Annotated in this window: 12 protein-coding genes; 9 read left to right on the plus strand and 3 right to left on the minus strand. The window is 59.5% G+C overall.

Annotation, left to right across the window (positions count from 1 at the left end):
- A partial coding sequence (locus JNB88_RS29375) for a mannose-1-phosphate guanylyltransferase/mannose-6-phosphate isomerase (RefSeq protein WP_220358541.1) occupies nt 1–1,384 on the minus strand: 1,384 nt, incomplete at its 3' end.
- Nucleotides 1,385–1,419: 35 nt separating this feature from the next.
- The gene (locus JNB88_RS29380) at nt 1,420–2,844 is read right to left on the minus strand and encodes a phosphomannomutase (RefSeq protein ID WP_220358542.1); all 1,425 of its coding nucleotides are present in this window, start codon (nt 2,842–2,844) and stop codon (nt 1,420–1,422) included.
- A 155-nt stretch (nt 2,845–2,999) separates the two neighbouring features.
- On the opposite strand from JNB88_RS29380, the gene ung reads away from it, so the two are divergent.
- The 9 genes from ung to JNB88_RS29425 all read left to right on the plus strand — a co-directional run bounded on the left by ung (nt 3,000) and on the right by JNB88_RS29425 (nt 13,016).
- Nucleotides 3,000–3,701 (plus strand): uracil-DNA glycosylase, encoded by a 702-nt coding sequence (ung, locus tag JNB88_RS29385; RefSeq protein ID WP_220358543.1) that lies wholly within the window; start codon nt 3,000–3,002, stop codon nt 3,699–3,701.
- Between the two features lie 140 nt (nt 3,702–3,841).
- Nucleotides 3,842–4,774 (plus strand): VOC family protein, encoded by a 933-nt coding sequence (locus JNB88_RS29390; protein WP_220358544.1) that lies wholly within the window; start codon nt 3,842–3,844, stop codon nt 4,772–4,774.
- 11 nt (nt 4,775–4,785) lie between these two features.
- Entirely contained in the window at nt 4,786–5,394 is a 609-nt protein-coding gene (locus JNB88_RS29395) for an alpha/beta hydrolase (protein ID WP_220358545.1), read from the plus strand.
- Nucleotides 5,395–5,567: 173 nt separating this feature from the next.
- The gene (locus JNB88_RS29400) at nt 5,568–7,406 is read left to right on the plus strand and encodes a GNVR domain-containing protein (RefSeq protein ID WP_220358546.1); all 1,839 of its coding nucleotides are present in this window, start codon (nt 5,568–5,570) and stop codon (nt 7,404–7,406) included.
- Between the two features lie 212 nt (nt 7,407–7,618).
- The gene (locus JNB88_RS29405) at nt 7,619–8,821 is read left to right on the plus strand and encodes a glycosyltransferase family 4 protein (protein ID WP_220358547.1); all 1,203 of its coding nucleotides are present in this window, start codon (nt 7,619–7,621) and stop codon (nt 8,819–8,821) included.
- Between the two features lie 16 nt (nt 8,822–8,837).
- Nucleotides 8,838–9,812 carry an NAD-dependent epimerase/dehydratase family protein gene (locus tag JNB88_RS29410; RefSeq protein ID WP_220358548.1) on the plus strand — a complete coding sequence of 325 codons (975 nt, stop codon included), beginning with the start codon at nt 8,838–8,840 and terminating at the stop codon, nt 9,810–9,812.
- A gap of 38 nt (nt 9,813–9,850) precedes the next feature.
- Nucleotides 9,851–11,110, plus strand: a complete 1,260-nt coding sequence (locus tag JNB88_RS29415; protein WP_220358549.1) for a lipopolysaccharide biosynthesis protein — start codon at nt 9,851–9,853, stop codon at nt 11,108–11,110.
- Entirely contained in the window at nt 11,107–12,429 is a 1,323-nt protein-coding gene (locus JNB88_RS29420; RefSeq protein WP_220358550.1) for a hypothetical protein, read from the plus strand. The genes JNB88_RS29415 and JNB88_RS29420 overlap by 4 nt, the downstream gene beginning before the upstream one ends.
- The gene (locus JNB88_RS29425; protein ID WP_420832230.1) at nt 12,426–13,016 is read left to right on the plus strand and encodes a DapH/DapD/GlmU-related protein; all 591 of its coding nucleotides are present in this window, start codon (nt 12,426–12,428) and stop codon (nt 13,014–13,016) included. Before JNB88_RS29420 ends, JNB88_RS29425 begins: the two co-directional genes overlap by 4 nt.
- Here JNB88_RS29425 and JNB88_RS29430 read toward each other — a convergent pair.
- The gene (locus JNB88_RS29430; protein WP_220358552.1) at nt 13,003–14,856 is read right to left on the minus strand and encodes an SGNH/GDSL hydrolase family protein; all 1,854 of its coding nucleotides are present in this window, start codon (nt 14,854–14,856) and stop codon (nt 13,003–13,005) included. The two genes, JNB88_RS29425 and JNB88_RS29430, sit on opposite strands and share 14 nt — an antisense overlap.
- Between the last annotated feature and the right edge of the window lie 150 nt (nt 14,857–15,006).

Consider the following 15,006-nt stretch of genomic DNA (forward strand, 5'->3'; position numbering starts at 1 on the left):
CGCCGAGGTAGGATCCCGTCTGCACCTCGATGAGTTCGAGCATGATCTTGCCGGGGTTGGCGAGGCGATGGATTTCTCCGAGGGGGATGTAGACGGATTCGTTTTCCCTGAGCATCTGCACGTTCTCGCCGATGGTCACCTCGGCAGTGCCCTTGACGACGATCCAGTGCTCGGAGCGGTGGTGGTGCTTCTGCAGCGACAGTTTCTTGCCTGGGGTGACGAAGATGCGTTTGACCTGGAAGCGGTCACCGTTCAGAACGGACGTGTACCCGCCCCACGGGCGGTAGGAGGTCGGATGCGTCTCGGTCAGCTGCGACGTCGAGGGCGCGGCAGCGAGCATCTTGACGATGTTTCCGACATCCTGGCTGTCCTGCAGTCGGCCGACATAGACAGCATCCTCACTCGCGATGACGGCGATGTCGTCCATGCCCTGGACGGCGAGGTGCACGCCATGGGTCATGATCAGCGAATTCTTGGTGTTGACGACGGTGGTGTTGGCTGCCGCCACATTGCCGTCGGCATCCCGGTTGCCACTCTTCCAGACGGAATCCCAGCTGCCGAGGTCGGACCATTTGAAGGGCGAGGGAACAACGGCGGCGTTGCTCGTCTTCTCCATGATGGCGTAGTCGATCGAGATGTTCGGGCTTGCGGCAAATGCCGCCTTGTCGAGGCGAATGAAGTCGAGATCCGTCCTGCCGTTCTTTACGGCCTCTTCCGCCGCCTTCATTGCCTCCGGAGCGTATGCGGCCATCTCATCGGCGAAGCGCGAGACGGAGAACATGAACATGCCGGAATTCCAATAGAATCCGCCGGCAGAAAGCATCTCTTCGGCCTTGGCAAGTGGAGGCTTCTCGATGAAGCGTGCTACCGCCCGAGCGCCGGTAGGCAGCGTATCGCCGCCCTCGATGTAGCCGTATCCGGTTGCCGGCTCGGTGGGCTGAATGCCGAAGGTCACGAGCTTGCCTTCACGGGCCGTGGCGGCGGCGATGCGGACACTGTCGAAGTAGGTGTCGTCGGCCACAATCTCGTAGTCCGAGCCGAGCACATGCATGATCGTGTCTTCATCGAACCGATCGCGTACGAGCGTCGCTGCCGCTGCAACGGCAGCAGCCGTATTGCGGGCGACCGGTTCGAGCAGGATCATCGAGAGTGCAATGTCGACTTCACGCGCCTGCTCGGCGACGAGAAAACGGAATTCTTCGTTGGTGAGAACGACCGGAGGCTCGTAGAGTTTTGGATCGGAGACGCGCAGCAGCGTTTCCTGAAACAGTGTCTGGTCGCCAATGAAGCGTATGAACTGCTTGGGTGCCGCGGCTCGCGATAGCGGCCAAAGGCGGGTACCTTTGCCGCCAGCCATGATCACGGGAACGATTTTGTGCGTCATCTGGAATGTCCTTGGATGTCTCTTTGCCTTGTCAATCAATTTGCGTTCGCCCACCAGAGGATGCGCTCCAATCCGGCATGCAGCAACGCCACCGCCGCGGCTTCATCCTCCGCCTCGACATAGCAACGCATCTCGGGAGCATTGCCGGAAGGGCGCAGATGGATGATGCGTCCGCTCTTCAACCTGACACGAAGTCCGTCGAGATCGCTGATGCTTGCGACCTCGCCGACCGGCTGCAGAAACGCGGCAAGGTTGGCAGGATCGGCACGCAGATGCGCCATCAGCCGCGCACTGGTTTCGACTGGAAAATTCTCAAGCCTATCCGCCGCGGCAAACGCCAGATGGTGGGAGGAGGCGATAGCTGAAAGCGGTTGGCGTCTCGATGCCGCAAGAGCGAGCGTCGCCAGGATCGGTACGAAGCAATCACGTGTCGGCAGCGCTTGCAGGCGGTGACCGTTGATCTCGAAGTCACTCGCGGTCAATACGCCGCCGTTTGCTTCAAAACCTGCGACGCGGTTCTCGCCGGCCGCCAGAGCTTCCTGCATGCCCGATATCACAAAGGGAGAGCCTACACGGGTGCGAATGACGCGGAAGCGGCCGGCAGTCTCAATACCCGAATTCGAGGTGACGGGCGTCACCACCGCCGTGACTCCGAGAAAGCTTGCGGCGATCAGCCCGAGAAGATCACCACGCAGCGGCGCGCCTGTCTCGTCGGCGACCAGCGGCCGGTCGCCGTCGCCGTCAGCCGAGACGACGGCGTCGAGACCATGCTGGCTCGCCATCTCCCTGAGCTTCAGGATCGTTTCTTCCGATACGGCTTCAGTATCGACGGGGATGAATGCCTCCGACCGGCCAAAGGTCACGACGGCGGCACCGAAATGCTGCAGGAGATCCACCAGCAGGTCTCGGGCAACCGTACTGTGCTGGTAGACACCGACCTTTAGCCCTGCCAGCGACCCTGATGGCAGAATGCTGGCGTTCCGTTCGCGGAAAGCAGCCAGACACTCGGCGGACCGGTCCTGTGGGGTTGTGCTGCGAGGTTCAAAGGCAAAACCGGCGCGATCAAGTTCCGTGGCGGCGGCAGTGATCGCCGCTTCATCTGCCTTGTCGATTTCCCCATCCGGGCGATAGAACTTTATGCCGTTGCGGTCAGCCGGAATATGCGAACCCGTTACCATAAGGCACGCCGCCTTTTCCCGGAGCCCTGCCAGGGCAAGCGCAGGGGTCGGCACCGTGCCGCAGTTGCGTACGTTGAATCCGAGAGCCGCCAGTGCGTCGGCGCAATTTGCTGTGATCTCAGGGCTGGAATCCCGAAAATCCCGGCCGATCAGGATGGCGTCGCCAGGGCGAGCCATGCCGCTGCCCAGGAGATAGCGTCCAAACGCCGTCGCATAGAGCGCCGAGGCTCGGCCCTTGAGGTCGACAGACAGGCCACGAAGCCCACTTGTACCGAATTTCATCCTGGATAAGCCCCCCGGCATGCTTGAATTCGTCAGCGATTCGAACGCAATCTACGCAGCATTCGCAAATTTTGAACCCCGGCGAACGATAAAATGTCCGCCAAATCCCGCTGCGAAGCAAGTTGAAAGCTCGTTCGAGCGGACGAGGACCATTCATGAATGAACATTCGGTGGCATTGGAGGAGAGCTGGAGGGAAGCTCTCGCCCACGAGTTCTCCAGCCCCTACATGCATCAGCTCAAGGCATTTCTCGTTGCCCAGAAGCAGGCCGGAAAGCATATATTTCCCAAGGGATCAGAGTACTTTCGTGCTCTTGACCTGACGCCGCTGGCGGAGGTCAAAGTCGTGATCCTGGGGCAGGACCCCTATCATGGCCTCGGTCAGGCACATGGGCTCTGTTTCAGCGTTCGGCCGGGCGTGCGAATTCCGCCGTCGCTCGTCAACATCTACAAAGAGATGCAAACCGATCTGGGGATACCGCCTGCTCGCCACGGATTTTTGGAGCATTGGGCGCGGCAGGGCGTTCTGTTGTTGAACAGCGTGCTGACGGTCGAGGAGGCGCAAGCTGCATCGCATCAGGGCAAGGGCTGGGAGCGCTTTACCGATGCAGTCATTCGCAAGGTCAACGATGAATGCGATGCAGTGGTTTTCATATTGTGGGGCTCTTATGCCCAGCGAAAGGCAGCCTTCGTCGACACCTCGCGTCACCTGGTGTTGAAAGCTCCGCACCCGTCGCCCCTGTCCGCCCATAACGGGTTCTTCGGTTGTGGTCATTTCTCCAAGGCCAATACTTTCTTGCAGGCCCACGGCCGGGCGCCGATCGACTGGCAGCTACCCGCAGGCCCACATAACAACTAACTCCATCATGAACGACTTTGCTCTGTCGTTCATTAAAAGGAGACAATGCGTTCCGGTCGGTGGGGCTATTCCGATCGGTACTTAGGGATCATCTATACCCCATCCGAAGCCCGCCACGCGGGCAAGAAAGGGGTCTCAAAATGCTCGATCAAATCAAGGGCCTGCACCACGTCACGTCGATGGCGGAGGACGCCCGAACCAACAACCAGTTCTTCACCAACGTGCTGGGCCTGCGTCGCGTCAAGAAGACTGTCAACTTCGACGCGCCTGACGTCTATCACCTTTATTATGGCGATGAGACCGGTGCGCCCGGCACGATCATGACCTACTTCCCGTTCCCGAAGATGGCGCAGGGGCGCCCCGGAACCGGTGAGGTCGGAACCACGGTTTTTTCCGTGCCGCAAGGTTCGATCGGCTTCTGGAGCGATCGGCTTAGCAAGCTGAACGTCACCGGCTTGAAGACCGAGGAGACGTTCGGCGAGAAGCGTTTGAACTTTGGCGGTCCGGACGGCGACGGCTTTGCTCTTGTGGAAGTCAGGGATGACCAACGCCTGCCGTGGACCCACGGCGGTATCAGCGAGGATCACGCAATCCGCGGCTTCCACTCGGTTGCCATGCGGCTGCGCGATGACGGTGCAACATCCGAATTGCTCAAGTTCATGGGCTATGAAGTGCAGGAAGAGCGAGACGGCGTAAAGCGCCTGACCATTCCGGGCGGAAATGGCGCGCATCTGGTCGATCTCGAAACGATGCCGAACCTCTCGCGTGCTCTGCCGGGTGCTGGTTCCGTCCACCATGTTGCCTTTGCGGTCGAGAACCGTGAGAAGCAACTGGAAGTGCGCAAGGCACTGATGGATACCGGTTATCAGGTAACACCAGTGATCGATCGCGATTACTTCTGGGCGATCTACTTCCGGACGCCGGGCGGCATTCTTTTCGAGATCGCGACCAACGAACCTGGCTTCAATCGGGATGAGGATACGGCGCACCTTGGTGAAGCACTGAAGCTGCCGCAACAGCATCAGCACCTGCGCTCCCTCATCGAACAGCACTTGCAACCGCTTGAAGCCTAAGGGGAAGAAAGATGAATGATAACAGCTATGTGCACCGGCTGCATGCCGGTGCACCCGGAAAGCCCATTCTGTTTGTATTCCATGGCACGGGGGGCGATGAAAACCAGTTCTTCGATTTCGGCCGCCGCCTGTTGCCGGATGCGACGATCGTTTCGCCCCGCGGCGACGTTTCCGAGTTCGGCGCGGCACGGTTCTTCAAGCGCACCGGCGAGGGCGTCTACGACATGGACGATCTTGCTCGGGCGACCGACAAGATGACTGCCTTCGTGACAACGCTGGCCAAGGAACATGGGTCAACCGATGTCCTTGGGCTCGGGTTCTCGAACGGGGCCAACATTCTTGCCAACCTATTGATCGAGAAGGGCTTGTTTGATGCTTCGGCGCTCATGCATCCGCTGATCCCCTTTAAGCCGAAGGCAAATGTCGGGCTGGAGGGGCGCAAGATCCTGATTACTGCGGGCGAGCGCGACCCGATCGGCCCCGCGCCGGTGACGCGAGCTCTGGCGGACTATTTCGAAGCGCAGAAGGCTTCTGTCACGACGGAATGGCATGCCGGCGGGCATGACATACGCCAGAACGAAATCGATGCCATCCACCGGCTGTTCGACGCGTATCGGTAAGAAGCTCTCGGGCCGGATGACTTACAGGTTATCCGGCCCTATTCGAATGCGGAGGGTGTTAATCCAATAGGCTTATCTATAGTTGTGAATGGTCTTTAATGTGGTAATTGTCTGGAACGATAAACCAGAGCGAGTATCCGGCTGTAACTAGCTAGTTGAAGGTTTGCATCCGCATGAACGATGTCGCAAATCTTCGAACGTTTGTCGGGCTTGTCCGGCGTCAGGCACGGACAATAGCATTGATCGGACTGCCGATCTTTCTGCTGAGTGTCGTCGTCCTATTCTCCCTCACACCGCGATACACGGCTCAGTCACTTGTCCTTGTCGATACCAGCTCGAAGAACCTGCTCGACCCCGATGCTGCTACCGCAAGCGGACTGACTGACAATTCCCGGGTGGAAGGCGAAGGTCGCATTATCCAATCCGATGCGGTACTGCTTGACGCGGTAAGGGACGGCAACCTGCTCTCCGATCCGGAATTCGCGCCCAACCTGTTCAAGGAGCGGCTGTTAGCCGTGCTGGGGCTAGGAAAGAGCCTGCCGCTCGAAGGGGACATGGCGCTCGGGGCGGTTCTCTCCTCCTTCAAGGATGCCGTTCGGGTTCGCCGCGAAGGCTTGACCTACCTCATAAGTGTTGGCGTGACGTCGGAGGATGCGGAGAAGGCAGCGCGCCTCGCAAATCTCGTCACGACGGTCTACATCAGGAAACAGGTTGAGGCCAAAGTCGCGAATACAGTCGCAGCCGGCAAGATCCTCGAGCAACAGCTGGCGGCAGCTAGAGACCTGCTTTCGCAGAACGAGCGGAACCTTGATCTTTTCACGACGTCGCACAGCGACCTGCAGGCGGCCGGATCGCTGCCCAGGCTGCGGCTTGCCGATGCGGAGTTCGGCAAGAGCACTTCCGATGCGCATGGACTAGACTTCGGACGCAACATTCCCTCGGAAATCCTAACTCAATTCTATGCTTTGCAGCAGTCGGTGCAGGTCGCAAGGGCCCAGTACCAGAATCTGTTAACCCGACTACAGGACTTCGAAGCGCAGGCAAGCCTGCAGATCGCCGACAGCCGCGTTGTCTCCGCTGCACTCGTTCCGATAGAGCCATCCTATCCGAGGAAGGGTCTGGTGCTTGCGGTCATGGCGATCTTTGCACTTGGCATGGGCATTGGCGGCGCGCTGCTCCGGGAATTCTTCGTGGGTGGCTTCACAAGCGAGGATCAGGTGAGTTCGGTCCTGAACATTCCGCTTGCGTCGGTCACACCGGATCAGGCTGGCAGCGAGCTTGAGAAGCCGCATGGGCGGGGTCTTTCGGACACGATTATTTCGGTTCCGCTCTCCGTCTTTTCCGAGTCGATACGGCGCATCCGCGTGGTGCTGGACCAGACATTGCTGCGAAATGCCGGTTTCCTTGAACGAGAGGCCGAAAACGGAGTCGTGGTGCTAGTTGCTTCGGCTCTCTCGGGCGAGGGGAAGTCGACGCTGGCGACATCCTTGGCGCGCACCTATGCGTTGGCTGGAAAGCGAACCCTGTTGATCGACTGCAACCTTCGCAACCCCAGCATTCACCGACACATCGACCGCGAACCCACATCGGCATTCGTCAATCTTCTGCGCGGCGAGCCTGATCCAGGCCTCGCGAACATGGTCGTGACCGATGACGCCACCAACCTCTCCGTGATCCTCGGTGCGCGCCCTGCGGAATTCCCGACCGATGATCTTCTCATGGGGCCGAGGGTCCGAAAGCTGCTGGAACGGTCGCGCCAGCACTTCGACTACATTGTCGTAGATACGCCGCCTGTCGAAGCGGCCGTCGACGCATTCTACCTCGCCCGTCTTTGCGATGCAGTTCTCTTTGTCGTGCACTGGGCGAGCACGCCTCAGAACGCGGCACGAAAGGCTGTCGCGGCTTTCCGGAGCCATGCAGGAGATACGAGACCGATCATTGCGGTGCTGAACAGACAGGATCAGCGCAGGTGGTTCGCCTTCGGAAGTCGGTCTGCGCTTTCGGCTGCCTAGGGTGAGGCGCTGCGGAGCCCAGATTCAATCCCGCTGGGAGCGGAGGGGCTACTTCAAATAGAGTGCCTTGACAAATGACACGTTTTTGTAAAGGTTTAGTCAATTCATAAATACAACCGATGATCTACTCTTGGCTGTGGCGGGATTTCTCGCTGCTGTGGCCGGAAGTGTATTTGCAGTATCCGTATTCTTCATCCATCTGAGAAAATGATATGGCTGGTGGGCGGCGCATACTTGTTCACGATTACTCGGGTCACCCGTTTCAGGTTCAGCTTTCGCGCTGCCTCGCAGCACGTGGCAATCGGGTTCGCCACATTCATTCCGAGAGCTTCCAGACACCGAAGGGAGACCTCAAGAAGCGCTGTGACGATCCACTCGGCTTGGAGATTGCAGGCGTTTTCCTGGATGACGTTTTCCGGAAGGACAGCTTTTTCAAACGTAGAGCCCAGGAAGTTGAAATCGGTCGATTGGTTGCTGCCCAGGTCCGGCGATTTCGACCTGAGATCGTGCTTTCCTCCAACGCTCCGCTGGATACGCAGGCGGTGATCTACAAAGCGACACGGGCGATCGGGGCGAAATTCGTCTTCTGGCTCCAAGATATCTATAGCGAAGCCATTGGCCGCATCCTCCCGCGCAAACTTCCGCTGATTGGCAGCCTTGTTGCCAAGCGCTATCACAAGCTCGAATATGAGCTCCTGCGGAGGAGCGATCATATCGTTGCTATCACCGACGACTTCCTTCCTATTCTCGAGGGCAACGGCCTCTCACGTCGGCGCGTTTCGGTCATCGAAAATTGGGCGCCGCTCGACGAGCTGAGCCATGCAGGAACGAGACACACGGAGGCGAAGGGGCGGCCAATCCGCGCCGTCTATGCCGGAACACTGGGCTACAAGCACAACCCCGACATTCTTCTGTCTGCGGCGAAGGCTCTTCCGGTGGAGATCGAGGTATTCTCGGAGGGGCGCGTTGCCGGGGAGCTTCTGCAGCGCGCGATAACCGAAGGCATAACAAATCTGCACGTCCGGCCATGGGTGCCATTCTCGGAACTGCCAGCCGTTTTGGCGGAGGCAGACATCCTGATCGCCATGATCGAAGGAGATGCAGGCATCTTCTCGGTTCCGTCGAAAGTGCTGACTTATCTTTGCTTCGCGAGACCCGTGCTTGCGGCGATTCCGAAGGGGAATCTCGCGCGGCGGATTCTGGAGCGGGAGCAGGCTGGTCTGGTTTCGGACCCGCGGGACCATGCGAGTTTTGTGACCAATTTTCAACGACTCGTCGAGAGCGCAGAGCTGCGCAGGACGCTGGGCGTCAACGGTCGCGCCTATGCCGATAGAACTTTTGATATCGACCGGATTGCGGATCGCTTCGAGGAAATTTTTCGGAATCTAACTTTGACGGAGTTGCAGGCCATTTAGCGCTGGGGGGCGTGACGTGCTGGGGAAAACTGCTCTTGTATGTGGTGCCGGAGGCTTTATCGGCAGCCACCTTGTCCGACGACTGAAGCAGGAAGGATTCTGGGTTCGAGGTGTCGATCTCAAGTTTCCGGAGTATCAGGCAACAGTGGCCGACGAGTTCATCGCCGGCGATCTTCGTCGACAGGACGTTTGTGATGATGCGATCGACGGTCGTTTCGACGAGGTGTACCAGCTGGCGGCCGACATGGGCGGGGCCGGATATATCTTCACCGGCGAACATGACGCCGACATCATCCACAATTCCTCGATCATCAACCTCAACGTTGCCGAGCTCTGCCGGCGTCGGCGTGTCGAGCGTGTGTTTTATTCATCGTCCGCTTGCATCTACCCGGCCCATAATCAGGACGATCCGGACAATCCCAACTGTGCGGAATCGTCTGCCTATCCAGCCGCGCCTGACAGCGATTACGGATGGGAAAAACTCATCTCCGAACGCCTCTTCCTTGCCTATAACCGCAATCATGGAATGAAGAACCGGATTGCCCGATATCACAACATCTTCGGGCCCTCGGGGACCTGGCAGGGCGGGAGGGAAAAGGCACCGGCCGCGATCTGCCGCAAGGTGGCACTCGCCTCGAACGGTGATGAGATCGAGATCTGGGGAGATGGTCGACAGACCCGGTCCTTTCTCTACATAGACGAGTGTCTTGAGGGCACGACGCGGCTGATGCGGTCGGACTTCGAGGGGCCGGTCAATATCGGATCGGACGAGATGGTGACCATCAACCAAATGGTCGACATGGTCTGCGCTATTGCCGGCAAGAGGCTCCATAAGCGGCACATTGCCGGCCCTCTGGGCGTCCGGGGACGCAACTCCGACAATCGATTGATTGCACAGAAATTGGGTTGGCGCCCGGCGCAGAGCCTGATTGTCGGTTTGGAAAGAACCTATGCCTGGATCGAGAGCCAGCTGATCCGGGCTGCTGCATGACATCGGTCGATGCTGGCTCGTCGAAATCGGACCAAAGCATGTCGTGGCAAGCGCCCGGCAACGCAGTACTTTTGATCGCGAGCTTCGCTATAGGGCAGGGGTCGATATTCCTCGCGCAGACCTGGCTCGTCGGTCGCGGCGACCTTGAGCTGCTGGCGCGTTTCGGAGCATGCTTCTCCTTTGCCATTCTGGCGCTGTTGGTCGTCGATGGCGGCGCTGTTGCCTCAGTGGCCCGGAGGGTTGCGTTGGCGGACTGCGACGGCGATACGGCGGAGATCCGGCGCTGCTTCTGGTCGGCAAGCATCGTTCGCCTGTGCGTGGCAGGGGTGATTGCCTCGCTCGCGTCACTTTATGCGGCATGGACGCAAGACGAGTTTGGCCGGGCTTACGCACGAGCGGCGATTCCCGCGCTTGCTTTATGGGCATTCAATGCCGGCGGTGTTCTCGACGGCTTAAAGCTGAGCGGGATGACGGGCCTGACTGGTGTGGCATCCTATCTTTGCTCGGCTGCGATCCTGCTGCCGGCGAGCACGCTTGCGCCCGACAAGGCGGGTCTTCTCCTCGGGTCGGCGCTGTCGGCCGGATGTGGGCTCACAGTCATCCTGCAGTTGCTGGTCCTTCGCCATGTCGGTCACCTTCCCGGAGCCATATGGACAACCCGGCGGCATTGCGTTGCGTTGGCTCGTGAAGGTGCATCGGCGTTGCTTGCTGTTCTGCCGGGACAGCTGTCGTTCCGATTTCAGATCGTTGTCTGTTCGATGTTTCTGGGGCCGGAGGCGACAGCAATCTTTCTCTATGGGCGACTGGTTGCAGCCGCCGGCTCACAGGTGCTGGAGTTTGTTCGCCGAGCGCACTTTCCTCTGCTTGTAAGAAACTTGGCCACAGGTACCGCGCCTGCCTGGACGGCATTCCGCGTGCAACGCCTGGCTTCTTGGCTCTCTGTATTCATCTCCGCAGGTCTGCTGGCAGGCGGCCTGCTGATCTCGGAAGTGACACGCGGTGCGACCGCGGCAGCAGCGCTTGTGGTCTGTCTCTTTTCGCTTGGAGTGCTGAGTGGTGCATTGTCCTCAACACTGTCACAGGCAGCGCAAGCGCTTGGCTGCTACCGCGCTGTCGCAGTGTCAGCAAACGGCGCGATGTTGGTCTGCCTTGCGGCAAGTGCTGCTCTCAGTGCCTGGCTTGGCCTTGCTGGTTTAGCAATCGCGGAAGTGATGTCGCATGTTGTGATGGCATTGTGCCTGTGGCCAGTCCTTTCCCTCCGGCGGGCCAGTCTGCGAGTACCGCGAGGATTGCAATGACCAGACTCTGGACAGTGGTGGGGCTCTACCTGCTCAACTTGCCTTTGGCCGACAGCGCGTTTGTCATCGTTCTGACATTGCCAATGTTTGCCATGGTGGTCGGTGGCATGCTGCGACTGCGGTCACCGTTTTTCCAGATCGGAGACGTCTTCTGGTTCTGCCTGTTCATCTATTTCGTGATCTCGCCGCTGCAGCGAATTCATGGGGACTACATTGGTGGCTCGACCGCAATAACGGCCTATGCATACGAACAGGCCGAGTACGTTCTGGCGATGCTGGTTGTCGTCATTTTTGCCTTTCCGTTCCTCTTTGTGCCGCTGCAATCCAATGAAGCGTCCGCGGTGACTGACCAGCGCCCGAATATACCAGCCGTCCTCGTCGTGAATGTCGCTGCGTTCATGCTATTTGCAATGTCTGAAGGTGGCTTCGAGCGATTGCTTTCATCTCGCCTGCAGCAGGACGCCTCGCAGGGCTTCATCGCGAGCCCGCTGTTTCTCGCGGTCCAGTCGGCTACGGCATGTCTGGTTGCAGGGTACAGTCGTCAGTCAAAGCAGAGGCTCACCTCGGCATTCCTCCTGGTCGCGGTGCTCGTCTTGCTGGCACTGGCAAGGAACCCCTTCAACGCGCCACGCTTCATCCTGCTGGCGGTCTGGTTGCCGGTGTTGTTGGCGCTCGCGGGCGGCAGGATCTCTGCGGCCAAGTTCTACGTCTGCGGGTTGCTGGCGTTGACCGTCTTGTTTCCGGTTCTCAATGTTACGACCCGCCTGGGCCTTGGCGGATTGCAGGATGTGTCGCAAATATCGATCGTCGGGAACATCTTCGACATCCCCTCCGTCGATGTGTTCGATATGGCGGTTCATTGCATCCGCTACATGTCGACCCACGACTTCATGTGGGGTGAAAAGCTTGCTGCTGTCCTGCTATTTTTCGTTCCACGCTCAATCTGGCCGGGAAAGCCGATTGTCGGCGGGCTTGATGTTGGTGGCGACCTGTTCGCGGCCGGCATGTACGGGACACCGAACCTCTCTTTTTTCCTCGGCTGCGATTTCTACATGGATTTCGGCCTTGCCGGCGTTGCGGTCGGTGGGATCGTGAGTGCGTTTGCGCTCAGAGCTATGATCAGGTCCGGCCAGGACGGCTTCTTTGGCATTCGGATGATGCCATTCTTTATCGCGGCGTCCTTGCCTATTTTGCTGCGCGGTCCCGTCGGTGCCGTTCTTCCCCTGTTTGTCTGCCAGTTCCTTGTCATGAAGTTGCTGGCCGTTTGGCTCCGGCAATCGGCGGCGCAGACGAATGCTGTCCAGGGCCAGAGGGCATGAGAATGGAGCAGCCGGGCTCGGATATCCTCGATGCCAGAACAAGCTGCTCGCGCACTGGCGGGCCGAGCTTTTCGCTGCGACATAGAATGGTGCGCGCGATGTGGTCAGTTGTCTGGACGCTGCTTGCCGCATGGACGCCGGCTCCCTTGCACCGGTGGCGGGCCTTCTTGCTCCGCTTGTTCGGCGCGCAGCTCGCTGCCAATGCCCGCGTCCATGGATCTGCGAGAATTTGGTATCCGCCAAATCTGATAGTAGAGGAGAACGCGCTGATCGGGCCGCGCGTCATCTGTTATGCGATGGCGCCCATCCGCATATGCAGGAACGCCGTCGTCTCGCAGGGGGCGCATCTCTGTGCTGGCAGCCATGCCGTAGACGATCCCCATTTCCAGCTGGAAGCGCACCCGATCACCATCGGGATCAACGCCTGGGTGGCCGCCGAGGCCTTCGTCGGCCCAGGTGTCACCCTGGGCGCCGGCGCCGTCCTCGGGGCGCGCAGTGTTGCATTCCGCGATATACCTGCATGGACCATCTATGTCGGCAATCCGGCGCGTCTGCTTCGGGAGCGCGTGCGGTTTACCATCCCTTAGCGATCGTGGCGTCCGCCCAGGCGGCTGCGACCACTGCATAACCTTCATCGTTGAGATGGATCGCATCGACACGCAAGGACCGAGGCACCAGCCCGGCGCCCACATCTTCAGCATCGCCGGACGTTCCATCGCCTGATGACTGAAGGACTGCGAGAAGGTCGAGAAATCGGCTTCCGTAAACGGCGGCCAAGTCTGTATTCAGTCGCATGATATGATCGATCACCGCGGGCGCGTCGCTCGCCGCAGGCAGGATCGAGCCGACGAGATACCGTCCGCCAGCCACGCTGCCCGCCATTGCAGCAATGTCTGCCATGACGGTCGCCGGCATATGCGCGTTGTTGCGGCCTGCCCATATCCACTGGATGTCTCCTCGCCGCGAAATTGCATCGTCCAGGAGGAAGGTCGTCGCGTAAGGCACATCGGCACCGTCACCCGCGGAGCCTCGCGTAAACCTCCAATTTCCGCCTGCGTCGGTGGCGAGTGTTCCTCTGATTCCGGCCAATGTGCCGGGAGCACCGCCGCGGTGGAAGCCGGAATCAAGGAAGATATCGGCGGATCTGTACGTGATGGGTACCTGCGGGTTCTCGTCGCCCCATTCGATGACGATGTTGTCGAGCGACCAGGTGACAAGGCTGCCGCTGGTGACGAATGCGATGGCCCCGCATGACGCATTGCCAAAAGCATCGTTGCCACTGGTGAAGGTGACTTCGTGATGACCACTGTAATCGACCACCCAGGTTGGCCCTCCCTCGGACGTTTCCGTGGCCCAACTGCCGCCCGTCGCCTGGAGACCGCCGATCTGGATTGTGCCGCCGCCATCTATGTAGTCGAGATCGAAGGCGACGCGAATGGTTCTGCCGTGCGGCACGACTGCTAAGGCGAATTCACAGCCTCGAAGGCTTCCCGCGTCGTCGTTTCGGACGACAAGCTTGCCATTTTCCGTGTGCAAAGGCGTTGCGTGGCCGTCTTGAAGGCGAGGTGTCCAGCCCTCCGCGCCGTTGTCGAAGCGGGATATGATCGAGAACGTCGGATTGTAGGCACCGATCGTGCCGTCACCCGGAGTAAGCTCCAACGCCGTGCGCAACGCACCGGCCTCGAACTGACCCGGGAAGATGCGGAGCGTTATATCGACGGCGCTCCCTGCCGTGACACTCAGCAGGAAGGTCGATCGAACGAAGGCATGGGTTGCCTGGCCGCTGCCCGACACGGCGTTGCGCGTGCCGTCGAGCAGGAAAGCGGGAGATGCGATTTCGTTGAGATATCCCCCTGGTTCATCCGCCTGTATGAGCAGGAGACTGAAGCCGTTGACGCCTGCGGTAGAGTCCCCGACAAGCTGGGCCTCGGCCGAGATGGTCCAGTGGCTCCCAGGTTCGACTTCGCGGTTTGCGGCGATTGAAGCATATATTTGTCGGCCGATATCAGTAAACGTGGCGGTCGCCGTTCCGTGAACGCGAACGTCGCCGTAGGGAAGACCGGCTTCATCGATGCCCGTTGCGACCAATTCATGGGCCAATCCGTTGACAGCGCCGGCCTCGAAGAAAATCATCCAGTCACGGGTATGCGGGAACAGGTTCTTGCTCTCTGCGCCCTGTACCGCGACCATCAAAGGCACACCCCCTTGCCGTGTGGCGATCTGGGTCGAGGTCTGGCCGCCTATGCCACGATTGATGACAGTGCGAGGCGGGTTGAAGAGTGAGGCGGCGACGGCGGGGTAGGAAAGGCCGGGTGACGAGGCGCCCGCACCTGCCGTCAGACTATCTCCGAAGGCAACGATCGAGCGCTGCTTGGCACTGGCGCGACGCACCGGCTGAACTGAGTTCATGCTAAGACCGAGAAACATAGGGACCTCCAAAACAGCATTTGGGAGTACGATCCTATTTCAAGCTGGATAGGCGGGGATGTTGGAGAATACCAAGGGGTACGCGTGCGCTTTGCTGAACTCGGCTTTCATCAATTCGGGAAGCCGAAATGCTGGCGTGTTCATGTTCCC

The organism is Rhizobium cauense, from assembly GCF_019511525.1.
Taxonomy (GTDB): domain Bacteria; phylum Pseudomonadota; class Alphaproteobacteria; order Rhizobiales; family Rhizobiaceae; genus Rhizobium; species Rhizobium cauense.